Raw genomic sequence first — 25,272 nt, forward strand, 5'->3', positions numbered from 1 at the left:
GGGCGAAGCCCCAAAGCCCTCGGGGTGGGCCTGCCGCAGGGCCTGCAGGCCGCCCCTGTCAAGCGCCGAGGGGACCCACACACCACGGGACCCACCCCCGAAGCGAGCACCAGGTCCGAAGCGAGCCCACCCCGACACCGGACCACTCCCCGAAGCGAGCCGGCCGCCTGTACCGGAACCGCGCCCCACCCTCGAAGCCCCCCGAGATCGCCCTCCCCGCCCACCGCAGGGCCGTGCCCGCGGGGGCGCTTTCCGGCCTACTTCAGGGCGAGGACGAGCGCGTCGGAGGGGGAGCGCCAGACCGGGCGGGCCTCCGCGAACCCGGCCTCCAGCAGCGTCCGGGCGTGCCATTCGGCGGACGGGGCGTCGCCGTCCGCGTGCTCGCCGTAGATCTCGTACCGGCGGGCGGTGGGCTCTGCCAGGGCCGGGTCCTGCGCGGCCAGGGCCCACCAGTCCGCCCAGTCCAGGGCGCCGGCGCCCCGGGCCCGCTCCATCACGGCGTGCCGGTGGGCGCGCTCGGCTGCGTTGATGCGCGGGGTGGACTCGTCGATCATGTGGTCGGCGTTCATGAAGACGCCGCCCGTGCGGAGCAACGGGACGAGCTGCCCGTACAGCGTCGTCAGCGGCCCGCTGTGCAGCCAGTGCAGGGCCGTGGCGGTGAGGACCGCGTCGTAGGACGCGTACGGCAGTCGGGTGACCCACTCGGGGTCCTTGAGGTCGGCGGTCACGAAGGTGGCGCGCGGGTCGCCGGCGAAGTGCCCGCGGGCGATGGTCAGCAGCGCGGGGTCCAGATCCACCCCGGTGCTCACGGCCTCCGGGAACCGCTTGAGGAGCCGGTCCGTGATACTTCCCGTACCGCACGCCAGGTCGAGCACCCGGGGCGCGGTGCCCGCCAGTGCCTCGACCATGTCCAGCATCACGCGGAACCGCTCCTCGCGGTCGGGCATGTACCACTCCTGCTGGCGGTCCCAGCTGTCCTGCCAGGCCTGCCAGTCGGTACCCGCACCGTTCTCCGACGTAGCCGTACCCGCGTCCGTACCCGCACCCGTCACCGCACCCGCACCCGCCGACGCACCCGTGCCGATGGCCGAACCTGTCGCAGTCCCCGTCTCCGTACCCGTCACCGGGATCCCTCCACAGTCTCGTACGTAATACCCTCAGTACTGAACCGGCTCTTACCGTCGACAGTGCAGACACTAGACCGCTGCCGTAAGGACTACAAGTGGAACTGGCCCATTACTCGGACTGGGCCGTGCGCCTCGTCAACACCGAGGAGCCGGCCCGCGCCAAGGACTCGCTCACCTCCGTCGAGGCCGTCCGCGCCCTCTTCGTCTCCGCCTCGCAGATGGGCCGCCGGGTCACGGACGCGGACGTCACCCGCTTCCGGTCCGTGCGCGCCCGGCTGCGTGCGATCTTCGAGGCGGCTGACGGCGGGGACCCGACGCTCGCCGTGGACCTGCTGAACTCGCTGCTGCTGGAGTTCCCCGTCAGCCCGCAGATCTCCGGCCACGACTACCTCGACGAGCAGGGTCGGCCGCGCTGGCACATGCACCTGGCCGAGCACCCCTCCAACGCCACGACGGGGTACGCCGCCATCGCCGCGATGGGGCTCGCGATCCACCTCACGGAGTACGGCGCCGACCGGCTCGGCCTGTGCCAGGCCCCGCCGTGCCGCAACGCCTACCTCGACACCTCGACCAACCGCTCGCGCCGCTACTGCTCCGACCGGTGCGCCACCCGCGCGAACGTCGCCGCCTACCGCGCCCGCAAGCGCTTGGAGGCCGAACGGTCCGCGAACACCGGACGCAGCGCCGACAGCGCCCACGAGACGCGGGCGGAGAGCGAGGTCTGATCGGGGCGCCGCGGGCGGTAGCGCAGCCGTACGGTCGCCAGGACGAACTCCTCGGGGACCGTGCCGTAGTCGGTGCTGTCGCCGCCCGCGAACGCGTTGTCGCCCAGCACCCACCAGCCGCCCTCGCGCCGCTCCGTGGCCCGCTTGACCACGAGGAGGTCCTGCTGGAAGGGGTGGCGGAGGATGACGACGTTCCCCGGGCGGACCGGAGCGCCGTAGCGGACCAGGAGCCAGTCCCCGTCGAGCAGGGTCGGCACCATCGAGGGGCCGGACACCTCCACCGTCTGGAACGGCACCCGCATCGGCATCCTCGACACCCACCCCTTCGGCACGTCACACCTTCCGGCGCGATCCGTACGTTCGTTCACCGCGTCCATAGTGACCCTGGACTTTTGTCCTAAGCCCATGGGGGCGCTCGCGAAATCGGCTTTCTCACGGAGTAATCTCCCACCTGAGAAGACGATCACGAGGAGGACGAGCTCAATGCTTTCCCGCCTGTTTGCCCCGAAGGTGAAGGTCAGCGCCCACTGCGACCTTCCCTGCGGTGTCTACGACCCCGCCCAGGCCCGCATCGAGGCCGAGTCGGTCAAGGCCGTCCAGGAGAAGTACCAGGCCAACGAGGACGCCGACTTCCGCGCCCGCGCCATCGTCATCAAGGAGCAGCGCGCGGAGCTCGCCAAGCACCACGTCTCGGTGCTGTGGAGCGACTACTTCAAGCCCCCGCACTTCGAGAAGTACCCCCAGCTGCACACGCTGGTGAACGACACCCTGAAGGCCCTGTCGGCCGCCAAGGCGTCGAACGACCCGAAGACCGGTGAGAAGGCCCTGGAGCTCATCGCCGAGATCGACCGCATCTTCTGGGAGACCAAGCAGGCCTGAGCCCGCGACCTCCCTTGCGAAGGGCCCGCACGGTTCGCCGTGCGGGCCCTCGTGCCGGCTGCCCGCCCGTACGGCGGGGAGTGCGACGAAGAACTCACCCCGTCGCGGGCGGAGGGTATGGATCACGGTGACTACCGGGCGGTAGCGTCCGGGGCATGTTCGCCGCCTATGCCGCCCGCATCGACCGTGACCAGCCGCTCAGCGGCCTCGAGCTGGGCGAACGCCCGGCGCCCGAGGCCCGGCCCGGCTGGGTGACCGTGAACGTCAAGGCCGCCTCGCTCAACCACCACGACCTGTGGTCGCTGCGCGGAGTCGGCCTGGGGGAGGACAAGCTCCCCATGATCCTCGGCTGCGACGCCGCCGGGATCGACCAGGACGGCAACGAGGTCGTCCTGCACTCCGTGATCGGCCAGAGCGGCCACGGGGTCGGACCGGACGAGCCCCGCTCGATCCTGACCGAGCGCTACCAGGGCACGTTCGCCGAGCAGGTGACCGTACCCGCGTGGAACGTGCTCCCGAAGCCGAAGGAGCTCAGCTTCGAGGAGGCCGCCTGCCTGCCTACCGCGTGGCTGACGGCGTACCGGATGCTGTTCACCAACGCGGGCGTCCGGCCGGGCGACTCCGTCCTCGTCCAGGGTGCCGGCGGCGGTGTCGCCACCGCCGCGATCGTCCTCGGCAAGGCCGCCGGCCTGCGCGTCTTCGCCACCAGTCGTGACGAGGCCAAGCGCAAGCGGGCCGTGGAGCTGGGCGCGCTGGAGGCGTACGAGCCCGGGGCCCGGCTGCCGCAGCGGGTCGACGCGGTGATGGAGACCGTGGGCGCCGCGACCTGGTCGCACTCGGTGAAGTCCCTGCGGCCGGGCGGCACGATCGTCATCTCCGGTGCCACCAGCGGCGACCGGCCCTCGCACGCCGAGCTGACCCGGATCTTCTTCCTGGAGCTGAAGGTGGTCGGCTCGACCATGGGCAGCAAGGACGAGCTGGAGGACCTGCTGTCCTTCTGCGCCGCGACGGGCGTGCGTCCCGTCATCGACCAGGTGCTGCCGCTCGACCGGGCCCGCGAGGGCTTCGAGCGGATGGCCTCCGGGGACCTGTTCGGGAAGGTCGTCCTGACCGTCTGAGGTCTCCCGCCGACGGCTGCGACGCCCCCGATTCGTCAACAGTGGTTGACGAATCGGGGGCGTCAATCTATGTTGACGACATGACCGAGGCAACCGATCTGGCCGAGCGGGCCGGCGACCGTGACCCGCGCATCGGGCTCCGCGCCGTCGCCGCGCTGCGGCGGCTGTTGGAGCAACTGGAAGCCGTACAGGTCCGCAGCGCCAGGAACCAGGGCTGGTCCTGGCAGGAGATCGCGGCGGAACTCGGCGTCAGCAAGCAGGCCGTGCACAAGAAGTACGGGAGGCAGTGATGTTCGAGAGGTTCACGCGGGAGGCCCGGGACGTCGTCACCGGGGCGGTCGGGCACGCGGAGCGCGCGGCGGCGGAGCGGGTCACGGAGGAGCACGTGCTGCTGGCCCTGACGGACCGGCCGCCCTTCACGGCGCTCGGGGTGCGGCCGGAGGCCGTGGCCGAATCGCTCGCCGAGGCCCGCCGCCGCGGGGGCCTGTCCAAGGTCGACCAGGAGGCACTGGCGAGCCTGGGCATCGACCTCGGCGAGGTCGTCTCGCGCATCGAGGAGGCCCACGGGGTCGGGGCCCTGGACGGCGGGCCCGCCCGGCGCCGCTCCGGCCGCCCCCGGTTCACCCCGGGCGCGAAGAAGGTGCTGGAGCAGTCGCTGCGGATCGCCCTCGGGCGGCGCGACCGGCACATCGGCACCGAGCACCTGCTGCTCGCCCTGCTGACCCGCCCGGGCAGCACGGCCGAGGTGCTGGCGGACCTGGGGGTCACCTACGCCCGCGTCGAGGCCGCACTGGCCCCGCCCAGGGCGAGCTGAGCACCCGCGCGGGGGCGGAGCGGCCCCCGCCCCCGGGCCCGCGGGACCGGCCCGGGGCTCCCCGCGCTCGACTGCTCGTGCTCGACTGCTCGTGCTCGACTGCCCGCGCTGGACTGCCGAGCCGCGAATGCCCGGCCTCGACTACTCGTCCTCGTCGTCCTCGTCGTCCAGCCGGGCCAGCCAGGTGGCGAGGCGCTCGACCGGGACCTCGAAGTCCGGGTTCAGGTCGACGAAGGTGCGCAGCTGCTCCGCGAGCCACTCGAAGGTGATCTCCTCCTCGCCGCGCCGCTTCTCAAGCTCCTCGATGCCGCGATCGGTGAAGTACACAACTGGCTCCGTGTCCGTGGGGGTCGTTCCCGGTCAGGATAATCCGCCGCTCCCGGGGGCCTCCCGCCCGCCCCGGCGCGGCGCTAGCCTGGAATGCTTCAACAGGCTTGGGCCGGGTGCCGGTTGGGCCCGTGAGCGGGGGCGGGGGCGGGGCGGATGGCCGACGAACTGGTCAGCGTGGAGCTGGACGGGAAACCCGTGCTGATGCGGGTGAGCGGCGCCGGGCGGCTGCCGCTGGTCCCGGCTCAGGGGACGTACCCGGACCCCGGCGGGGCAGCGCACGGCGGCACCGGCCGGCCCACCGGCACCGGCACCGGCACCGGCAAGTACGCCGACACCGGCAAGTACACCGACACCGGCAAGGTCGCCGACCGCGTGGCCCGGGGCATCGAGGGGCTCGACGACCTCGTGCGGGGCGTCGCGGGGGCCATGCGCCGGGCCACCGAGGCCCTCGAACCCCAGCAGGTCAGCGTCTCCTTCGGCATCGAACTGGCCGCCAAGCCCGGCAAGGTCGTTTCGTTGCTCGCGGACGTGGAGGGCAAGGCGGCCCTGACGGTGACCCTGACCTGGCAGAACGACAGGCAGGACGGCGGTCACCCCGACGGGCGCGCCGACGGCCGGGACCGCGGCCGGAGCGCCGTACGGGACGACGGGCCGCCCACCGACGGGCCGCCAGTCGACGGGCCGCCCCCCGGCGGGCCGGGCCGGGAGGCCCGGGGGTGACGTACGGGCGCACGGCCGGCTCCGCGCGCGCCTTCGAGATCCTCGAACCCCTCGTCACGGCCGCGACCGTACGCGTCCACGCCCCGCCCCCCGGGTATGAACCGGACGAGTACGGCGCGCCCGGGGCCGGCGACATCTGGGGGAGCGGCTTCTTCGTGGCCCCCGGGTGGGTCCTGACGTGCGCGCACGTGGTCGGGGAGGGAGGTGGCGGCGCGGTGCGGACCGTCGGCCGCGAGGTCGGCATCACCTTCGCCCCCGGCGTCGGCCCGGCGACCGGCACGGTCGCGGGCCGGGTGGAGTGCGTCCTGCCCGAGGTCCCCGTCCCCGCCGGCGGCATGTGGCCCGCCCCCGACCTGGCGCTCGTCCGCGTCCTCGACCCCGTCGACCACGCGTGCGTGTGGCTGACCGACCGCCCGCGCGTCAACCGCTTCGCCGACGTGGCGTACTTCGGCTGCACCGACGACACCGGCCGCCCCGAGATCACCGGCCGCCCCACCCGGCTGCGCGGCGACCTCGGCGGCAGCGCCATGGTGCGGCTCGGCGCCGACGACGAGGTCGACCCGGGGATGTCCGGCGGGCCCGTCGTCGACCTGGAGCGCGGCGAGGTCGTCGGCGTCGTCAAGGCCCGCCGCAACGACCGCGGCGGCGGCCTGGCCGTCTCCGTCACCCAGCTGCGCACCCTCCCCTCGACCGCCAAGACCGGCCTGTACCGGCGGGTGCTGCGGGCCCACGACCGCTACCACCACGACCAGCACCAGAGCGACCAGAACACCCGCCCCACCTGGACGGACGCCCACACCCGCCTCCAGGACGGGGCCGCCGGCGAGCCCGTCGGCCGGTGCCTGACCGCCGCCGAGCGGACCACCCTCACCGGGCTGCTCGCCGAACTCCCGCCGCCCGCCTCCTCCGAAGCCGTCCAGCGGCTGGTCGCCGACGTCCTGGGCGAGGACTGGACCGGCCTCGGCATGGCCCCACTGACCTGGCGCGACGGCCTGGGCATGCTCTACGACCCGGCCGGCGAGCGCAGCGAGGCCGCCGTGATGCTCCGGTACGCCACCGACGTCTCCGTGGCCGAGCACCGCGAGACTCCGCTGTCCGGGGCGGACGAGGACCTGTGGGACTGGGTACGGGCCACCGCGGCCGGCGGCCGGTTCTGGCGCGGCCTGCGCAAGGACCTCGGCGACCGGCGCGAAGCGGGCCTGGCCGCCCGGCGGCACGGCGGCCAGGCGCCGCCCGCCGGCGCGCCGCTGCCGGGCGCGGCCGGGGCACTGCCGCCCGGGCCCTCGGTGCTGCTGGAGGTCTGGTCGCACGGCTGGGAGGAGGCGTACGACTGGCGGGTCTCGGTGCTGCTCGGACCCGAGCACACGGCCCCGATCGGCTCCGGCGTCCGGGCCACCCGGGACGGACTGCCCGACGCCGTGCGGGCCCCGCTGGCGGAGGCGTTCCGCCGCTGCGACACCACCGGGGCGGCCGCCCTGCTGGAGGCCGCGGTGGCGCCCGAGCTGTTCGGACTGGCCGTCGACGAGTGGATGGTCGCGGGCGGGGTGCCGGTGGGAGTGCAACGGCCCGTGGTGCTGCGCTGGCCCGGCGGCACCGGCGAGGACGGCTGGCCGGACGGCCCGGGCGGCGGCCGGCCCGGCGGGACCGGCACGGGCGGGGAGGACTTCCGGCGGATGGCGGCCCGCTGGGCCCGGGTCATGGCCGGCCCGGTCCAGGAGGCGCGCGCCGACTGCCGGGGCGGCCGGCCGCGTACGCCGCCGTACGCCTGGCTCGGGGCCCTGCCCGAGAACACGGTGCCGGCGCACTGCCGCATGGGCGGTCTGCACGCGGTCCAGCGGGCCGGGTTCGGCGTGGTGCTGTGCCGGCGGCCCCCGGCGGGCGGCGGCTCCTGCGCGCCCTTCCACCGGGGCGTCAAGGAGGAGCTGGCCGAGGCGGTGCGGGGCGACGCGCTGCCGGTACGGCTGCAGGCGCTGCGCGGGCGGGCCTACGGGCGCGACCCGGACGCGTACTGGGCCACCGGGCTCGGACTCGTGTGGGACGACCCGCGCCGACCGCTGCCGACCGTCGACCCGCTCCAGGGCGACCTGTGACCCGCACGCGGTACGCCGGCCCCGCCCGGGGGCGGCGTCGACGAAGGAGAATGGGGGCTTGCCGTGAATGACGAGTGGCTCATCTACCGCGGCGTCGGGGAGCCGCACGACGGGATCGCCGCGCTGCCCGACCCGCCGCCCTGGCGCGACTTCGACGGCGGACCGGTGGCGGCGGCCGACCCGGCGGACGCCGAGCCCGACAGCACCGCCGCGCGCCGCCTGGGCGCCCACCGGCACGCGGCCGAGCTGCACCGCCCCGAGACCGAGGAGCTGGAGGCCATCAACGCGGCGCTCTACCTGCGCCGCCCGCTGCTGGTGACCGGCCAGCCCGGCACCGGCAAGTCCACGCTCGCGCAGGCCGTGGCGCACGAACTGAAGCTCGGCCGGGTGCTGCGCTGGCCCGTGGTCTCGCGCACCGTCCTCCAGGAGGGCCTCTACCGGTACGACGCCATCGCCCGGCTCCAGGACGTGCAGATCGCCGCCAACGGCGGGACCCCCGCCCCCGGCATCGGGACCTACATCCGGCTCGGCCCCCTCGGCACCGCCCTGCTGCCCTCCGAGCGGCCGCGCGTGCTGCTCGTCGACGAGCTCGACAAGAGCGACATCGACCTGCCCAACGACCTCCTGAACGTCCTGGAGGAGGGGGAGTTCGCCCTCCCGGAGCTGGAGCGGGTCGCCGACCGCGAGCCCGAGGTCGAGGTGCTCACCGACGACGGGCGCAAGGTGACCGTCCGGGACGGCCGGATCCGCTGCCGGGCCTTCCCGTTCATCATCCTGACCAGCAACGGCGAACGGGAGTTCCCTGCCGCCCTGCTGCGCCGGTGCATCCAACTCCGGCTGGCCCAGCCGGACGAGAAGCGGCTGGCGACGATGGTGCGGGCGCACCTCGGCGAGGAGGCCGCCCGGCTGGGGGCCGACCTGATCCGCGAGTTCCTCAGCCGCTCCCAGACGGAACTCGTCGCCGCCGACCAGCTCCTGAACGCCATCTACCTCACCCACCACGCGGCCCCGCCCTCCCGCGAGGACCTGGCCGACCTGCTCATCCAGCGCCTCGACCGCTCCCGGTGACCGACTCGACCGTCAGGGTGACCCGCGATGACCGCGTCCGCCGCAGGCCCGGGCCCAGGCCCGGAGCCCCGTCACGACCCCGACCCCGACCCCACCCCCGATCCTCATCCCGCCCGAGCCCAAGCCCGAGCTCAGGCCCCGGCCCCCGCCCCCGCCCCGCCCCCCGCTCCTGACGCGCCGCGCGAACTCCGGCGCCTGGTGCGGGTGCTGCGCGCCGCCGGGCTCGACCCCGATGCCGAGGAGCTGGCCGACGCGCTGTGGCTGGCCGCGGCCCGCGGCGGCCCCGTGCCGGCGACCGCGGCCCCGGCCGGCCGGCCGCCCGTACGACGGTCCGGGGAGCCCCCGCGGGAGCCGGCGGCGGCCCCGCGCCCCGGCCCGGGCCCGGCCGCGGGCCCCGACCGGCCCGCCGACCCCCAGGTCACCCTGTACGCCCCCGGCCGCCCCGGCCCCGCGGGCGAGCCCGCCGGGAGCCGGCCCGCCGGCGCCGCCGTGCCCGTCCGCGTGCCCGCCGCCGGCGCCCTGCCCCGGATCCTCGACATCCAGCGGGCGCTGCGCGCCCTGCAGCGCCACCGCCCGCCCGCGCCGCCCGCCCGGCTGGTCCTCGACGAGACCGCCACCGCCGACGCCAGCGCCCGCGCCCTGGGCCTGGCGATCCCCGTCATGCGCCCCGAGAACCGCCGCGAGACCACCCTGCGCCTGGTGCTCGACGCCTCGCCGTCGATGGCCGTCTGGCGGGACCTGTTCGACGAACTCCGGGGCGTCTGCGAGCGGCTGGGCGCCTTCCGTGACGTCCAGGTCCACCACCTGCACCGGCTGCCCGACGGCACCGCCGCCGTCGGCCGCGGCCCGGAGCCCGACACCCCGCTGCGCTCGGGGGAGCAGCTGCGCGACCCCACCGGCCGCGGCCTGACCATGGTGGTCAGCGACTGCGCGGGGCCGGTGTGGCGGGAGGGAGGGGCCCAGCGGCTGCTGTACCGCTGGACCGAGTGCACCCCCTCGGTGATCGTCCAGCCGCTGCCGCAGCGCCTGTGGGCCCGTACCTGGCTGCCGACCGAGCGCGGCCTCCTCGCCCGGACGGAGGACCCGGCGGGTCCGCTGCGGTTCGCCGCCGACCGGCCGCCGCTGCCGGGCCGGCCCCGCGGCGGGCTGGCCGTACCCGTGCTGCCGCCCAGCGCGCCCGCGCTCGGCGCCTGGGCCCGCCTGGTGGCCGGGCTCGGGGACGGGGCCGTGCCTGCCGAGGTGGGGCGGGTGCTGGCCGCCCACCCCGCCGTGCCGCTGCCGCCGCCCCGGGCCGCCCGGCCGGCCCGGGACCTGGTCCGCCGCTTTCGCTCCTCCGCGGCCCCGCGCGCCGTGCAGCTCGCCGTGTACCTGGCCGCCACGCCGCTCAACCTGCCGGTGATGCGCATGGTGCAGCGCACGATGCTGCCCGGCTCGGAGCCCTCCGACCTCGCCGAGGTGCTGCTGAGCGGGCTGCTGCGGCGCACCGGCCCGGGGCCCGGGGAGTGGTACGAGTTCGTCGACGGCGTCCAGGACGTGCTGCTCGGTCCGCTGGGGCGGGACGAGGCCGCCCTGGTCCTCAAGCACTGCTCGGAGTACGTCCTCCAGCACTTCGGCCGGGGCGTGCGCAACTTCCCGGCCCTGGCCGCGGCCCAGCTCACCGGCGCGCCCCCGCCCGAGGCGGTCGCACCCACCGGTGCGGGCGCGGGGGAGGCGTCGGGCCGCCCGGCCCCGGCCCGGCTGCCGCAGGCCTTCGCGCAGGTGTCCGCCAAGGTCGTGCACCGCTACCTGCCGGCCCCGGACGCCCCCGCCGGGGTTGCGGACCCGGCCGTGACGCCCCCGGCACCCGACCGGGCGGCGGCGGTCGCCACGGCCCGCGGCCGCCTCGCCGTGTTCGACCGGGACGGCAACCAGGGCGCCCTGCACGAGGCCGTGGCGGTCCTGCGCCGGGCCACGGCCGCGGCCGGGCACGCCCCCGGCGAGGCCGAGGCGGAGCTGGCGGGGGCGCTGCTGCGGCTGTGGCAGGTGCAGCGCGATCCGGAGCTGCTGGCCGAGGCCGAGCGGGCGGCCCGCCAGGTCGCCGGCCTGCCCGGGCTGGTACGGGCCCGCGCCGTGCTCGGGCGGGTGCTCTACGAGCGGGCCACCGACCCCGCAGCCGCCGCCCCCGCGGGGCCCGGCGCGACCGGTGCGCGCGGCGGGGCCGTCGCCGAGCTGCTGGCCGCCGCCGACCGGGAGTTCGCGGCGGTGGGCGCGGCACCCGGGGCGGAGCCCGCGCTACGGCTGGACTGCGTCCTGCGCCGCGCCGAGGTGCTGACCCGGCTGGCCGTGCTGCGCGGCGATCCGGGCGCCCTGCACGACGCACTGGCCGCCCTGGAGGAGTTCGACGTCGGTGAGCGGGCGCGCGGGGCCGCCCGGGACGGGGACCTGCAGCTGGCGCTGGGCCGGGTGCTGGCGGCGCTCGCCGAGCGGGCCGGCGACCCCGCCGGGCGGACCGAGCTGGCCCGGCGGGCGGCCGTACGGCTGGACGCGGGGCTCGCGGCCCTGGTGGCGGCGGCCGCCGACGACCCGCCCGGGCACGGCTCCGCCGTCGCGGCCCGGCACGCCCGCGCGCGGGCCCGGCTGGACCTGGCCACCGCCCTGCGCCACCTGCCCGACCGGCTCGACGAGGCACTCGCGCAGGCCGGCACCGCGCTCGACGAGGCCACCGGTGACCCGGAACTCCGACTGGCCGGCCTGGTCCGGCTGGCCCGGGTGCACCTGGCCCGGTGGGAGCGCTACCGGGAGCCGGCCGCGCTGGAGGCGGCCGCGGACGCGTACGCGCGGGCCCGCCGGCTGGTGCCCCGCGACGCGGATGCGTACGGCGAACTCCTCGCGGAGTGGGGCGAGGTGCTGCTGGAACTGACCTGGGCCGTGGACGGGCGCCGGTACGCCTCGCAGGCCGTCCGCGTGCTGCGCGACAGCCGGGCCGCCGTCCCGCAGCACGACGAGCGCTACGCCCGCCGGTTGACGCGGCTGGCCTGGGGGCTGCGACTGCGGCACGACCACGAGGGCGACCTGGTGGACCTGCGGGAGGCCGAGTACCTGCTGGAGCTCGCCGTCCGGCACGGCCGGAGCCCGCTGGAGCGGGCCCGGGCCTGGCGCGAGCACGGCGACGTCCAGCAGGAGATCCACCGTCACACGCGGGCCGCCGACCGGCTGGACCGGGCCGCCGACTCCTACCGGCGGGCCTGGCGGGCCGCGCTGGAGGCGGACGCGGGGGAGCGGCGCGGCGCGGCCCTCGCGCTCGCCGCGCGCGTCCAGCAGCTGCGCGGCGAGGTGCTGGAGCGGCTGGAACGGCCGCGTGCGGCGCTGGACGCCTACCGGTCGGCACTGGAGCTGTGGCAGTGGCTCGACGCGGCGCCGGCCGCGGCGGACGAGGGGACCGCGGGGCCGTGGACGGCGCACGCCGGGGGCCCGGACGCACGGGCGGCGCCCGGGGACCAGGGGCTCAGGGAGGCGGTCCGTGCGCGGGCCCGTGCGCTGGGGGGCGCCCTGTGAGCGCGCTGTTTTCCGGACCTGTGCTGCGGGAAAGTGGACTGGACCGCGCCGTGGGTCGCCGCGCGTGCGGGACGACCGGGGGACAAGGAGCTGATGGTGACAGAGCGTCAGGAAAGCACCGCGCGGGCGTGCCAGGGCCTGCTGCCCGATCTGTCCGGGCTGGATCTGGCCACCCTGCGCGGGATCGACCACGCGGTGCTCGCGGGGGTGATCGAAGGCCTGGTCGCACGCGTCACGCACCCGGCCGACGTGCTGAGCGACTACGCGGAGCGGGCGTCCTGAGGGCCGCGGCCGCCGGTGGGGCGCACGGGTCGCAACCGGTCCGAAGGCGACCGTGGTTGACCGTATTCCGTCGTTAGGCGGTCACGGCCGGAGGGCAGGGATGGACCGTCCGCAGGGGGAGGAACACGGATGAGGCCCAGGACCACCGAGGGCGGCGGCACGCGCGCGCACCACCGCCACGCCCCCTGGCCCTACGCGCGCCTCGACGTCCCCGCCCTGCGCGCGGCCGGCCACCGGCCGCACCCGCTGCGGCAGTTCGTCCTCAAGACCCGCAGCCGCTGCAACCTCGCCTGCACGTACTGCTACGTCTACTCCATGGCCGACCAGAGCTGGCGCGGCCGGCCCGACGCGATGTCCACCGCCACCCAGGACCTGGCCGCCCGCCGCATCGCCGAGCACGCCCGCACCCACCGCCTCGCCCGCGTCGACCTCGTCCTGCACGGCGGCGAACCGCTGCTCGGCCCGCCCGAGCACCTCACCGGCCCCGTGGACCGCATCCGGGCCGCCCTCGCCCCCGGCACCGAGGTCACCGCCGCCGTGCAGACCAACGCCACCCTCCTCACCCCCCGCCGCCTGGACGCCCTGGCCGCCGCGGACATCCGGGTCGGCGTCAGCGTCGACGGCGGCCTGCCCGCCCACAACGCCCGCCGCGTCACCCACCGCGGCCGCCCCGCCTTCGCCGCCGTCGACCGCGGCCTGCGCCTGCTGGCCCGGCGGCCCGAGAGCTACGCCGGACTGCTGTGCGTGGTCGACATCGGCCAGGACCCGGTCGAGACCTACGAGTCCCTGCTCGGCTACGCCCCGCCCACCCTCGGGCTGCTGCTGCCGCTCGCCCACTGGAGCAGCCCGCCGCCCGGCGCCCGGCCCGGCCGCACCCCGTACGGGGACTGGCTGGTGGCCGTCTTCGACCACTGGTGGCGGGCCGAGACCCGGCGCACCCGCATCCGGCTCTTCGAGGAGGTCATCGCCCTGCTGCTCGGACTGCCGGCCGCCACCGAGGAACTCGGCCTCGGCCCGGTCGCCGCCGCCGTGATCGAGACCGACGGCACCCTTGAGCAGGCCGACTCCCTCAAGTCCGCCTACGAAGGCGCCGCCCGAACCGGCCTGCGACTCGACACCCACAGCCTCGACGCACTGCTCGACCACCCCGGCATCGCCGCCCGCCAGCTCGGACGCGCCGCGCTGGCCGCCGAGTGCCGGGAGTGCGAACTCGTCGCGGTCTGCGGGGGCGGGCACTACCCGCACCGGTACCGGGCCGGGGCCGGCTTCCGCCAGCCCTCGGTCTACTGCGCCGACCTCCAGGTGCTCATCCGGCACGTCGCCGCCGCCCTGCACGCCGCCGCGACCGGCGCCACCGCCGCGGACCCCGGGACCGCCGCCACCGCCGCGCCCCCCGCGAGAGCCGGGACCACCGCCGCGACCACCGCCGCCGGCACCCCCACCGCCACGACCGGCGGCGCCGCCGCGGGCCCCGCCCGGGAGCTCGCCTCGTGACGGGGGGCCCAGAGGTCCCCGGGTTCCTGCGCGCCGAAGGCCCCGTGCTGCGCGCCCTCGCCAGTACGGAACCCAGCCCCGAGGGCGCCCGGCTGCTGCGCGACGCCCGCCGCAGCAAGCGCCTGCTGCTCCTGCGGGCCGTCCTCGACGCGGCGCCGGACGGCGAGGGCGCGGAGCACTGGGCCCTGCTCGAAGAGGCCGAGCGCCACGACCCCGCCGCCGTCCAGGACGTCCTGCACTACCCGTCCACCGGTGTCTGGGCCGAGGAGACCCTGCGCCTCCTGCACCCCTCAGCCGCCGACGGACCGCACGGCGGACCGCATGACGGACCGCATGACGCACGGCACGACGGCAGCCCCGACGCCACCCCCGCACCCGGCAGCCCCGACGCCACCCCCGCACCCGGCCGCCCCGCGGGCACCGGCACCGGTGGCGGCCCGGCCCGCCGCCGCCCCGCCACCGCACCCGACCTCGGCCACCTCGGCGCCCTCGCCGTGGCCGCCGCCCTGCGCGCCGGCCTGACCTTCAAGGCCGTCCTGCGCCCCACCCAGGGCCGCATCGCCCTGCCCACTCTCGGCCTGCTCCGCCCCGCCCGGCCCGGCCCGGTCGCCCTCACCGAGGCCTCCTGGGACCCGTCCGACCCCGCCGTGCTGCCCCTGCACGCGCTCCCCGGCGGCCGGACCGTCCTCGACGACCTCGACCCGTACCGCGCCCCCGCCACCGGCATGCCCGTCCAGGCCGCCCGCCGCCTCACCCCGCGCGGCCACCGCCGCTGGGACACCCAGTGGTCCGCCGCCCTCACCCTGCTCGACCGGTACGACCCGGCCCGCGCCGCGGAGGCCGCCGGACTGCTGCGCTCCGTCGTACCGCTCGCCGGCGGCTCCCGCTCCACCGGCGCCACCCTGCCCGCGGCCCCCGGCTCCGTCCTGGTCCGCAGCCAGTCCCCGCCGGCCCTGGCCGCCACGCTCGTCCACGAGGTCCAGCACGGCAAACTCGCCGCCCTCACCGACCTCGTCACCCTGCACACCGCCGACCGCACCCCGCGCCACTGGGCACCCTGGCGCAGCGACCCCCGCCCGTTCGAGGGACTCCTGCACGGCACGTACGCCCACCTCGCCCTGGCCCGCTACTGGCAGCGCGCCGCCCTCTTCGGTGCCCGGGCCGCGTGGGCCACCCACGCCCGCTACCGCGCCCAGGTGGCCGCCGTGCTCCCCGGCCTCCAGGACCACCCCCACCTCACCCCCGCCGGACGGGAGTTCACCCGCGCCATGGCCGAGGCCGAGGCCGCCATGGACGAACTGCCCCCGCCCGGCGACCCGTACGCCACCGCCCGCGCCGCCCTCGCCCGCGAGCGCCGCGCCTGGCTCGACCGGCACCCCGAACTCGCCGCGGTCACACCGGGTTGATGCCCCGTGACCTGCGGTATCTTTCCCCCCGTCCACACCCGTCCCGCGGACCGCGTCCGAGGGAGCCTCCACAGGGAGACGGTGCATGACCGCCAGCCGGCAGGACCTCGAAGGCGCACCCCAGCGCTTCGTCATCAGCTTCGCGGGGTTCAACCGCCCCTGGGCGGCGTGGATCGGCCACCGCCTGGAGGAGCACGGCCACCGGGTCGCCCTCCAGCGCTGGGACCCGCAACGGGCCGGCGACCTCGGCGAGGCCCTGGAGGACCTGGTCCGGCCCGGCGCGCGCGTCCTGATCGTGCTCAGCGAGCGCTACTTCTCCGGCGGCGCCCACACCGAGGAGCAGTGGAACACCGCCCTGCGCACCGTCATCCGCGCCCACCCCGACCGGTTCGCCGCCGTCAGCCTCACCGACGTCCGGCTCCCCGCCGCCACCGCGGCGCTGGAACAGGTGGAGCTGTGGAGCGTGGACGCGTACGAGGCCGAGTACCGCGTCCTGCGCCGCCTGGAGCTGCCCACCGACCGCATCGGCACCGAGACCGGCCGACGCGGCCCCCGCTTCCCCAACGACCCGCCCGAGATCTGGGGCCGGGTACCGCGCCGCAACCCCCGCTTCACCGGCCGCAACGACGTCATCGGACGGCTCCGCGAGGCCCTCGCCGAAGCCCCGCCCGGCGCCGCGACCGTCACCCTCCTCGGCCTCTCCGGCGTGGGCAAGACGCAGATCGCCACCGAGTACGCCTACCGGTTCGCCTCCGAGTACGACGTCGTGTGGTGGGTCCCCGCCGAGGACCGGCCCACCCTGCGCGAACGCCTCGCCGACCTGGCCCCCGCCCTCGGACTGCCGCTGGGCACCGGCAGCTACGGCGAGCAGATCCGCGCCACCCTCGAAGCCCTGCGCCGGGGCTCCCCGTACGGCCGCTGGCTCATCGTCTTCGACGGCTGCGACAACCCCGACGACCTCACCGACCTGCTGCCCTCCGGCGCCGGCGACGTCATCATCACCTCCCGCAACCGCGAGTGGGCCTCCCGGCACACCAACCTGGTCGAGGTCCCCCTCTACGCCCGAGCCGAGTCGATCACCTTCATCCGGCGCCGCGCCCAGCGACTGGGCGGCGAGGAGGCCGACCAGCTCGCCGAGGCCCTGGAGGACTACCCCCTCGCCCTCGACCAGACCGCCGGCTGGCTCGCCTCCTCGCCCCTGACCGTCGGCGACTACCTCACCCTGCTGCGCCGCAGACTGGACTCCCACGAGGCCGTCACCGTCTCCGAGGACTACCCGCTGCCCTTCCCCACCGCCCTGGCCATACTCCTCAACAACGTCCGGGAGAACTTCCCCGACGCCCTGGCCCTACTGCGGCTGTTCGTGTTCTTCGCCCCCGGGCCCGTACCGCTACGCCTGCTGCGCGAGTTCCCCGCCGACGAGGTGCCCGAGCAGCTCGCCGGGCTCATCAACGACCAGATCCGCTGGAACGCCGCCCTCAACAAGCTCGTGCAGTTCTCCGTGGTCCGCCTGGAGTACTCCGACCTGCCCGTGGACGAGGGCGGCGGCGGGCTGGAGACCGTCCAACTGCACCGCATGGTGCACAACATCGTGCGCGACAACCTCGCCGAGGAGGAGGCCGTCCCGCTCGCCCGCGCCGTCCGCCAGGTGCTCGCCGCGGCCGACCCCGGCCGCCCCTCCGACTCCCGCCTGTGGCCCCGGTACGCCGAGCTCATCCCGCACCTCGAACCCGCCGGCGTCCTGACCAGCACCAACCCGCGCATCCAGAACTTCCTCCTCAACTGCCTGCGCTACCTGATGCTCAGCGGCGAGTACCGCACCTGCCTGCGGCTGGCCGAGCAGGCCGACGGCGCCTGGCGCGCCATGCTCGGCGACGACCACGACCAGGTCCGCGAGCTCAGCTACCAGTACGGCGGCGCCCTGCGCATGCTCGGCCACTTCCGGCAGGCCGAGGCACTCAGCCGCAGCCGCCTCGAACGCCTCACCGCCGAGCGCGGCGACCGCGACCTGGAGACCCTGCGGGCCATGTCCGCGCACGGCGGCGTCCTGCTCCGCGTCGCCCGCTTCGAGCAGGCCCACCAGCTCTTCGAGCGCATCCTCGGCGCCTACCGCGAACTCCTCGGCGAGGACCACTCCACCACCCTCAACGAGCAGAACAACCTCGCCGCCGCACTGCGCCTGCTCGGCCGCTACCAGGAGGCGTACGACCTCGACCTCGACACCCAGCGCCGGCGCGAGCGCGTCCTGAAGGTCCGGCACATCGCCACCCTCAACTCCGGCATCGCCTGCGCCATGAACCTGCGCCTGATGGGCCGCTACCGCGAGGCCCTCACCCGGCAGGAGCAGGGCCTGCGCCTCAACACCCAGGTCCTGGGCGCCAACCACCCCCAGACCCTGCGCGCCGAGCACAACCTCGGCCTGTGCCTGCGCCGTTCCGGCGACATCCCCGGCGCCGGCGCCCGGCTGCGCAGCGTCTGGGAGCGCTCCACCCGCGTCTTCGGCGCCAGTTACCCGTGGACCCTGATGGTGGCCTCCGACTACGCCACCTACCTGCGCGAGTACGGCGACATCGAGGAGGCCCGCCGCATCTCCGAGGACGTCGTGCGCGGCTACCAGACGCAGCTGGGCCTGGCCCACCCGTACAGCATCGGCACCGTCGCCAACCTCGGCCTGGTCCTGCGCGCCCAGGGCGAGCGCGAGGAGGCCCTCAGCCTGTGCGAGCAGGCCCTGGTCGGCATGCGCAACGCGCTCGGCGACCGGCACCCGTGGACCCTCGGCGTCGCCCTCAACGCCGCCGGCTGCCGCAACATCACCGGCCGGCTGGAAGACGCCGCCGGCCTCAGCCGCGAGACCCTGCGCACCGCCGAGTCCGTGCTCGGCGGCGAGCACCCCATGGTGCTCAGCCTCCAGACCTCGCTCGCCGCCGACCTGCGGGCGCTCGGGCGCATGGAGGAGGCGGGCAAGCACGAGGACGACGCCCTGCGGATGCTGACGCGCACCCTGGGCACGCAGCACGTCCACACCGTCTCGGCCCGCCAGCGCGTCCGGCCGTACTGGGACTTCGAGCCGCAACCCTAGAGACGCCGTGCACGCCGGAAGGCCCGGCCCCCGCGAGGGGACCGGGCCTTCCGATGCGTCTACGCGACTCAGACCTCGAAGACCTCGGCCACGAGCTGCGCCTGCTCCGCCTGGTGGCGCTTGGCGGAACCGACGGCCGGGGACGAGCTGTGCGGCCGCGAGATGCGGCGCAGGCGCTCGCCCGCCGGGATGTCCGCGCCGACCGCCAGGTCGAGGTGGTCGATCAGGTTCAGCGCGATGAACGGCCACGCACCCTGGTTCGCCGGCTCCTCCTGCGCCCAGATGTACTTCTCGGCGTTCGGGAACTTGGCGATCTCCGCCTGGAGCTCCGCACCCGGCAGCGGGTACAGGCGCTCGATGCGGATGATCGCGGTGTCCGTGACGCCCCGCTTGACCCGCTCGGCCTCCAGGTCGTAGTAGACCTTGCCCGCGCAGAAGACGACCTTGCGCACGGCGTTCGGGTCGACGGTCGCGTCGCCGATCACCGGGCGGAACGAGCCGGAGGTGAACTCCTCCGCCTTCGAGGCCGCCGCCTTCAGACGCAGCATCGACTTCGGGGTGAAGACGATGAGCGGCTTGTGGTGCGGGTTGTGGACCTGCCAGCGCAGCAGGTGGAAGTAGTTCGACGGCAGCGTCGGCATGGCGACCGTCATGTTGTCCTGCGCGCACATCTGGAGGAAGCGCTCCGGGCGGGCGGACGAGTGGTCCGGGCCCTGGCCCTCGTAGCCGTGCGGCAGCAGCAGCGTGACGCCGGAGGTCTGGCCCCACTTCTGCTCGGCCGAGGAGATGAACTCGTCGACGACGGTCTGCGCGCCGTTGACGAAGTCACCGAACTGCGCCTCCCAGAGCACCAGCGCGTCCGGGCGGGCCAGCGAGTACCCGTACTCGAAGCCCATGGCCGCGTACTCCGAGAGCAGCGAGTCGTAGACGTTGTAGCGCGCCTGGTCCTCGGAGAGGTAGAGCAGCGGGGTGTAGTCCTCGCCGGTCTCGCGGTCCACGAGCACCGCGTGGCGCTGGCCGAAGGTGCCGCGGCGCGAGTCCTGGCCGGACAGGCGCACCGGGGTGCCCTCCAGCAGCAGCGAGCCGAACGCGAGGGTCTCGCCCATCGCCCAGTCGATCGTGCCCTCGTCGATCATCGCGGCGCGGCGCTCGATCTGCGGGCGCAGGCGCGGGTGGACGGTGATCCGCTCGGGGATGTTGACCTGGGACTCGGCGATCCGCTTGACGACCTCCTGGGAGATCGCCGTCGGCACCGACACCGGGAACTGCGGCTGGACGGCCGGCACCGGGGCGGCGACCGCCGGGTTGGCCGCGGCCTCGCGGACCTCCGCGAACACCTTCTCCAGCTGGCCCTGGAAGTCCTGCAGCGCCTGCTCGGCCTCTTCCAGCGTGATGTCGCCGCGACCGATGAGGGACTCGGTGTAGAGCTTGCGCACCGAGCGCTTCTTGTCGATCAGGTCGTACATCAGCGGCTGCGTGAAGGACGGGTTGTCGGCCTCGTTGTGCCCGCGGCGGCGGTAGCAGATGAGGTCGATGACGACGTCCTTGTTGAACGCCTGGCGGAACTCGAACGCGAGCCGCGCGACGCGGACCACGGCCTCCGGGTCGTCACCGTTGACGTGGAAGATCGGCGCCTCGATCATGCGGGCCACGTCGGTGGCGTACATGGAGGAGCGCGACGACGTCGGGGCGGCGGTGAAGCCGACCTGGTTGTTGATGACGATGTGGACCGTGCCGCCGGTGCGGTAGCCGCGCAGCTGCGACATGTTCAGCGTCTCGGCGACCACGCCCTGGCCGGCGAAGGCGGCGTCGCCGTGCAGGGCGACGGGCAGGACGGTGAAGTCCGTGCCGGCCTTGCCGATGACGTCCTGCTTGGCGCGGACGACACCCTCGAGGACCGGGTCGACGGCCTCCAGGTGGGAGGGGTTGGCGACCAGGGAGACCTTGATCTGCTCGCCGTCGAGGCCCGTGAAGGTGCCCTCGGCGCCCAGGTGGTACTTCACGTCGCCGGAGCCGTGCATCGACTTCGGGTCGAGGTTGCCCTCGAACTCGCGGAAGATCTGCGCGTACGACTTGCCGACGATGTTCGCCAGCACGTTCAGGCGGCCGCGGTGGGCCATGCCGATGGCGACCTCGTCGAGGCGGGCCTCGGCCGCGGAGTCGATGACCGCGTCGAGCAGCGGGATGACCGACTCGCCGCCCTCGAGGGAGAAGCGCTTCTGGCCGACGTACTTCGTCTGCAGGAAGGTCTCGAAGGCCTCCGCCGCGTTCAGGCGGCGCAGGATGCGCAGCTGCTCCTCGCGCTCCGGCTTGGTGTGCGGGCGCTCGATGCGGTCCTGGATCCACTTGCGCTGCTTGGGGTCCTGGATGTGCATGAACTCGATGCCGGTGGTGCGGCAGTACGAGTCGCGCAGCACGCCGAGGATGTCGCGGAGCTTCATCATCGACTTGCCGGAGAAGCCGCCGACCGCGAACTCGCGCTCCAGGTCCCACAGGGTGAGGCCGTGCTCGGTGATGTCGAGGTCGGGGTGCTTGCGCTGCTTGTACTCCAGCGGGTCGGTGTCGGCCATGACGTGGCCGCGGACCCGGTAGGAGTGGATCAGCTCGAAGACGCGGGCGGCCTTCGTGACGTCGTCGTCGTGGCTGGTGTCGATGTCGCGCAGCCAGCGGACCGGCTCGTACGGGATCCGCAGCGACTCGAAGATGCCGTCGTAGAAGCCGTCCTCGCCGAGGAGCAGGTTCGCGACGATGCGCAGGAACTCGCCGGAGGCCGCGCCCTGGATGACCCGGTGGTCGTAGGTCGAGGTCAGGGTCATGACCTTGGAGATGCCCAGCTTGTTCAGGGTGTCCTGGGAGGTGCCCTGGAACTCGGCCGGGTAGTCCATGGAGCCGACGCCCATGATCACGGACTGGCCGGGCATGAGGCGCGGGACCGAGTGGACGGTGCCCAGGCCGCCGGGGTTGGTCAGGGAGACCGTCACGCCGGTGAAGTCGTCCATCGTCAGCTTGCCGACGCGGGCGCGGCGGACGATGTCCTCGTACGCCTGCCAGAAGCCGAAGAAGTCGAGGGTCTCGGCCTTCTTGATGCCGGCCACCACGAGCTGGCGGTCGCCGTTGGGCTTGACCAGGTCGATGGCGAGGCCGAAGTTGACGTGCTCCGGCTTGACCAGCGTCGGCTTGCCGTCCTTCTCCGCGAAGGAGTAGTTCATCGACGGCATGGCCTTGATCGCCTGGACCATGGCGTAGCCGATGAGGTGGGTGAAGGAGACCTTGCCACCGCGGGCGCGCTTGAGGTGGTTGTTGATGACGATGCGGTTGTCGAACAGCAGCTTCACCGGGACGGCGCGGACGGACGTGGCCGTCGGCATCTCCAGCGAGGCGTTCATGTTCTTCGCGACGGCGGCGGCGGGGCCGCGCAGCGTCACCAGCTCGGGGCCGGAAGGGGCCTCGGTGGCAGGCGCGGCAGGGGCCTTGGGGGCAGCCGGGGCAGGGGCCTGAGCAGGCGCGGCCGGTGCGGCGGCCGGGGCCTGGGACGTGACAGTCACAGCGGGAGCACCAGAGGGGGAGGCAGGAGCAGAGGCAGGGGCTGAAACAGCAGAAGCCGGAGCCGACGGAGTCGTCGGCGCCGGCACGGCGGCGGGCGCAGTGGCGCCGGCCGCCCCCGTGGCGGCGGCGTCGGAGGCCGGAGCAGCCGTCGGGGCGGCAGGAGCTGCCGTGTTACCCGTCGTGGTGTGAGCGGCCTGTGCGGAGGCGCCCCCACCGGGCTTGTAGTCGGCGAAGAAGTCCCACCAGGCCCGGTCTACGGAGTTCGGGTCCTGGAGGTACTGCTGGTAGATCTCGTCGACGAGCCACTCGTTCGCCCCGAAGCCTGAGGCAGGGTTCTTCCCGCCTTCTGCTTGGGGCGCGGTGCTCGGATTACTCGGGGACTGTGGCGACACGGCGGCAACCGCCCTCTTCCGCTTCACAAGGTGATGGACAGCGGGAATAAAGGCTACGCCTTGCCGGGCGGGTGATGCAGGCCGGGCGGTGCTTTGGTCGTGCACGTCACATCGAACGGCGGGTTTCACGGGCTGGAATGGCGGGAAACAAGCGTGGTTCGCGTACGCGCGATCGAGGGTGCGGCCTCCGGGCCCGCATCCTGACCTGATCCTCGGCACACCGTGGCCGAGATCACTGCGTTCTCTGTTCGAACCCTACGTCAACCTGCGCCTTTGGGTACTCCCGGAAGGGTGACCCGGATTCGGCAACCTCGTGACGATTCGGCCACGCCTATGTCACCGCCGTGCAGCCCGACCGCCCAGCGGGCGATCGCCAGCCCCAGTCCGGTGCCCCCGTCGCCGCCCGTGGCACTGCCCCGGTTGAACCGCTCGAAGACCCGGTGCCGCTCCGCCTCCGGGATGCCCGGACCCTCGTCCTGGACCTCCAGCACCAGGCTTCCGGGGTGCTCCCCGCGCCGGGCCCGGACGGTCACGCGGCCGTGCGGCGGGCTGTGCCTGATCGCGTTGTCGATCAGGTTCGCCACCACCTGGTGCAGCCGCTCCGCGTCCGCGTGCGCCGTGAGCTCCGGCGGGAACACGTCCAGGTGCAGGTGGACGTCCGCGCGCGTGCTGTTGCGCCCGAAGGCGAGCCCGCGCCGGGCGGCCGCGAGTCCGGCCTCCTTCAGCACGCCGGAGAGGTAGGGCCAGACCTCGAAGGGGCGGGCCCGCAGCGGTACGACACCGTTGTCCAGCCGGGACAGGTCGAGCAGGGTCTCCACCAGCCCGCCCAGCCGCTCGCTCTGCTTCAGCGCCGTCCGCATCGTCTCGGGGTCGGCCGCCTGGACCCCGTCCACCACGTTCTCCAGCACCGCCCGCAGGGCGGCTATCGGGGTGCGCAGCTCGTGGGAGACGTTGGCGACCAGCTCCTTGCGGTGCCGGTCCACCGCCTCCAGGTCGTCGGCCATGCGGTTGATCGTCACCGCCAGGTCGCCGAGCTCGTCGCGGCGGCCGGTACCGCTGACGCGGCGGGTGTAGTCACCGTTCGAGATCGACCGGGCCACCGTGGTCATCTCGTCCAGCGGCGCGGTGAGGCTGTGCGCCACGAACTGGGTGATCAGCATCGAGGCGATCACCGAGAACACCGTGATGAAGCGCAGCTCGGTCTCGGTCCGCAGGGCCACCATCAGCAGGCCCGTGGTGATGAAGACCGAGACGACGACGAGGGTGCCGAGCTTGGTCTTGATCGAGAAGGGGCGCAGGCCGGGTCCCGGTCGGGCGTTCATGCGCTGCCCCGCCCGTTACGGGGCCGGGGTGGCCGGGGTCTCGAGCGCGTACCCGACGCCGTGGACCGTACGGATCCGCTCGGCGCCGATCTTCCGGCGCAGTGCCTTGATGTGGCTGTCCACGGTCCGGGTACCGGACGCGTCCGCCCAGTCCCACACCTCGGCGAGCAGCTGCTCGCGGGAGAGCACGGCCCGCGGCGTGCCGGCGAGGCAGACCAGCAGGTCGAACTCGGTCGGGGTCAGGTGCACGTCCTCGGCGGACACCCGGACCCGGCGCTGCGCGTGGTCGATCTCCAGGTCGCCGAGCCGCAGCGTGCCGCCGCGGGGCGTGGTGGCGGCCTGCGTGGCGCGCTCGACGCGGCGCAGCAGGACGTGCACGCGGGCGGCGAGCTCGCGCATCGAGAACGGCTTGGTCATGTAGTCGTCGGCGCCCACGCCCAGGCCGACCAGCATGTCGGTCTCGTCGTCGCGGGCGGTGAGCATCAGCACCGGCAGCGGCCGCTGGGCCTGGACCCGGCGGCAGACCTCCAGTCCGTCGAAGCCGGGCAGCATCACGTCGAGGACCAGCAGGTCGGGCTGCCAGGACTCGGCCGCGGCCACCGCGGCGGGGCCGTCACCGGCCGTCTGGACCTGGAAGCCCTCGGCGCGCAGCCGGGCCGCGATCGCGTCCGCGATCGTGTGGTCGTCCTCGACGACCAGGACGCGCCGCTGGGCACTCGGGGTCGCCGCACTGCCGTTGTGCGTGGTCTGTGTGTGTTCCATCGCCCCGCCCCTGCGAGTTGCCGGCCTTGATCCCGCCTACGTTCGGTGAGCAGCGTAGAGGACCCGCGGGCCTGCGGCTATGCGGGGTTGCGGCCGAGGTGCACGACGTCCGGGACTCCTCGGGCAACCGGCACCTCTTCGGTCCGTACCTGTTGGAATCCGGCATTCCGCATGGCCTCCTCGAAGGTGGGGGAGGGCTGTGCGGACCACACGGCGAGCACGCCGTCCGGGTTCAGCCGGGCCCGGCAGGCCGCCAGACCCGAAGGGGAATACAGGCTTCCGTTGTCTTCGGTGACGGTCCAGTCCGGACCGTTGTCGATGTCCAGGCAGAGGGCGTCGTAGCGGTCCGTGGTGGTGTGCAGGTACGCGACGAGGTCTGTGAGGAGGATCTCCACGCGGGGGTCCGCCAGCGCCTCGGCGGACAGCTCGGCCAGCGGGCCGCCGCGGTGCCAGTCCACGATCGCGGACTCGCGCTCGGCGACCGCGATCCGGCCCCACGCGTCCTGCGCGGCGGCGTGCGCGAGGGAGAACCCGACGCCGAGACCTCCGATGAGGACGGCGGGGCGGGTGGGAGGGGGTGGGGT

At 74.7% G+C, this 25,272-nt stretch carries 20 protein-coding genes; 13 read left to right on the plus strand and 7 right to left on the minus strand.

The features are described from left to right. Positions 1 to 257: 257 nt before the first annotated feature. Positions 258 to 1,052: a trans-aconitate 2-methyltransferase gene (locus tag IF43_RS0133380; RefSeq protein WP_030209799.1), complete on the minus strand. Its 795-nt coding sequence runs from the start codon at positions 1,050 to 1,052 to the stop codon at positions 258 to 260. A 170-nt stretch (positions 1,053 to 1,222) separates the two neighbouring features. On the opposite strand from IF43_RS0133380, the gene IF43_RS0133385 reads away from it, so the two are divergent. Then, positions 1,223 to 1,852 (plus strand): ABATE domain-containing protein, encoded by a 630-nt coding sequence (locus IF43_RS0133385; protein WP_030209802.1) that lies wholly within the window; start codon positions 1,223 to 1,225, stop codon positions 1,850 to 1,852. On the opposite strand, the gene sodX is transcribed toward IF43_RS0133385, so the two are convergent. Continuing rightward, the gene (gene sodX / locus IF43_RS0133390) at positions 1,756 to 2,229 is read right to left on the minus strand and encodes a nickel-type superoxide dismutase maturation protease (RefSeq protein ID WP_267884815.1); all 474 of its coding nucleotides are present in this window, start codon (positions 2,227 to 2,229) and stop codon (positions 1,756 to 1,758) included. The genes IF43_RS0133385 and sodX overlap by 97 nt on opposite strands. A 106-nt stretch (positions 2,230 to 2,335) precedes the next feature. On the opposite strand from sodX, the gene sodN reads away from it, so the two are divergent. From sodN to IF43_RS0133410, 4 genes are all read left to right on the plus strand, one after another. Next, on the plus strand, positions 2,336 to 2,731 hold the full coding sequence (sodN, locus tag IF43_RS0133395; RefSeq protein ID WP_030209807.1) for a superoxide dismutase, Ni: 396 nt from the start codon (positions 2,336 to 2,338) through the stop codon (positions 2,729 to 2,731). A gap of 155 nt (positions 2,732 to 2,886) precedes the next feature. Next, positions 2,887 to 3,849: a quinone oxidoreductase gene (locus IF43_RS0133400; RefSeq protein ID WP_030209809.1), complete on the plus strand. Its 963-nt coding sequence runs from the start codon at positions 2,887 to 2,889 to the stop codon at positions 3,847 to 3,849. Between the two features lie 80 nt (positions 3,850 to 3,929). Continuing rightward, positions 3,930 to 4,139 (plus strand): HTH domain-containing protein, encoded by a 210-nt coding sequence (locus tag IF43_RS0133405; RefSeq protein ID WP_030209810.1) that lies wholly within the window; start codon positions 3,930 to 3,932, stop codon positions 4,137 to 4,139. Further along, positions 4,139 to 4,663 carry a Clp protease N-terminal domain-containing protein gene (locus tag IF43_RS0133410; RefSeq protein WP_030209811.1) on the plus strand — a complete coding sequence of 175 codons (525 nt, stop codon included), beginning with the start codon at positions 4,139 to 4,141 and terminating at the stop codon, positions 4,661 to 4,663. Before IF43_RS0133405 ends, IF43_RS0133410 begins: the two co-directional genes overlap by 1 nt. A gap of 141 nt (positions 4,664 to 4,804) precedes the next feature. On the opposite strand, the gene IF43_RS0133415 is transcribed toward IF43_RS0133410, so the two are convergent. Next, positions 4,805 to 4,990, minus strand: coding sequence for a DUF6104 family protein (locus tag IF43_RS0133415; RefSeq protein WP_030209812.1), 186 nt, complete (start codon positions 4,988 to 4,990; stop codon positions 4,805 to 4,807). A gap of 156 nt (positions 4,991 to 5,146) precedes the next feature. On the opposite strand from IF43_RS0133415, the gene IF43_RS41905 reads away from it, so the two are divergent. The 8 genes from IF43_RS41905 to fxsT all read left to right on the plus strand — a co-directional run bounded on the left by IF43_RS41905 (position 5,147) and on the right by fxsT (position 18,666). Then, positions 5,147 to 5,713 carry a CU044_2847 family protein gene (locus tag IF43_RS41905; protein WP_030209813.1) on the plus strand — a complete coding sequence of 189 codons (567 nt, stop codon included), beginning with the start codon at positions 5,147 to 5,149 and terminating at the stop codon, positions 5,711 to 5,713. Continuing rightward, complete coding sequence (locus IF43_RS0133425) at positions 5,710 to 7,803, plus strand: trypsin-like peptidase domain-containing protein (RefSeq protein ID WP_030209818.1); 2,094 nt, start codon at positions 5,710 to 5,712, stop codon at positions 7,801 to 7,803. The genes IF43_RS41905 and IF43_RS0133425 overlap by 4 nt, the downstream gene beginning before the upstream one ends. Before the next feature lie 63 nt (positions 7,804 to 7,866). Beyond that, positions 7,867 to 8,871 (plus strand): MoxR family ATPase, encoded by a 1,005-nt coding sequence (locus tag IF43_RS0133430; protein WP_030209821.1) that lies wholly within the window; start codon positions 7,867 to 7,869, stop codon positions 8,869 to 8,871. Positions 8,872 to 9,069: 198 nt separating this feature from the next. Beyond that, positions 9,070 to 12,405 carry an SAV_2336 N-terminal domain-related protein gene (locus tag IF43_RS41910; protein WP_051796738.1) on the plus strand — a complete coding sequence of 1,112 codons (3,336 nt, stop codon included), beginning with the start codon at positions 9,070 to 9,072 and terminating at the stop codon, positions 12,403 to 12,405. Positions 12,406 to 12,498: 93 nt separating this feature from the next. After that, a complete protein-coding gene (locus IF43_RS0133440) occupies positions 12,499 to 12,687 on the plus strand; it encodes a hypothetical protein (RefSeq protein WP_030209826.1) in 189 nt (62 codons plus the stop codon). Positions 12,688 to 12,816: 129 nt separating this feature from the next. Continuing rightward, on the plus strand, positions 12,817 to 14,181 hold the full coding sequence (locus IF43_RS0133445; RefSeq protein WP_078910654.1) for an FxsB family cyclophane-forming radical SAM/SPASM peptide maturase: 1,365 nt from the start codon (positions 12,817 to 12,819) through the stop codon (positions 14,179 to 14,181). Continuing rightward, entirely contained in the window at positions 14,178 to 15,587 is a 1,410-nt protein-coding gene (locus IF43_RS43255) for an HEXXH motif-containing putative peptide modification protein (RefSeq protein ID WP_051796741.1), read from the plus strand. Before IF43_RS0133445 ends, IF43_RS43255 begins: the two co-directional genes overlap by 4 nt. An 85-nt stretch (positions 15,588 to 15,672) precedes the next feature. Continuing rightward, positions 15,673 to 18,666: an FxSxx-COOH system tetratricopeptide repeat protein gene (gene fxsT, locus IF43_RS0133455; RefSeq protein ID WP_030209834.1), complete on the plus strand. Its 2,994-nt coding sequence runs from the start codon at positions 15,673 to 15,675 to the stop codon at positions 18,664 to 18,666. 68 nt (positions 18,667 to 18,734) lie between these two features. Here fxsT and IF43_RS0133460 read toward each other — a convergent pair whose 3' ends face one another. From IF43_RS0133460 to IF43_RS0133475, 4 genes are all read right to left on the minus strand, one after another. Then, entirely contained in the window at positions 18,735 to 22,604 is a 3,870-nt protein-coding gene (locus IF43_RS0133460) for a multifunctional oxoglutarate decarboxylase/oxoglutarate dehydrogenase thiamine pyrophosphate-binding subunit/dihydrolipoyllysine-residue succinyltransferase subunit (RefSeq protein WP_030209836.1), read from the minus strand. 260 nt (positions 22,605 to 22,864) lie between these two features. Continuing rightward, a complete protein-coding gene (locus IF43_RS0133465; RefSeq protein WP_030209837.1) occupies positions 22,865 to 23,926 on the minus strand; it encodes an ATP-binding protein in 1,062 nt (353 codons plus the stop codon). A 15-nt stretch (positions 23,927 to 23,941) separates the two neighbouring features. Beyond that, positions 23,942 to 24,688, minus strand: coding sequence for a response regulator transcription factor (locus IF43_RS0133470; protein ID WP_030209839.1), 747 nt, complete (start codon positions 24,686 to 24,688; stop codon positions 23,942 to 23,944). Between the two features lie 77 nt (positions 24,689 to 24,765). Continuing rightward, positions 24,766 to 25,272 (minus strand): spermidine synthase (locus IF43_RS0133475; RefSeq protein ID WP_030209842.1); only part of this gene is annotated, 507 nt, incomplete at its 5' end.

It is taken from the genome of Streptomyces sp. NRRL S-87, assembly GCF_000719335.1.
Taxonomy (GTDB): domain Bacteria; phylum Actinomycetota; class Actinomycetes; order Streptomycetales; family Streptomycetaceae; genus Streptomyces.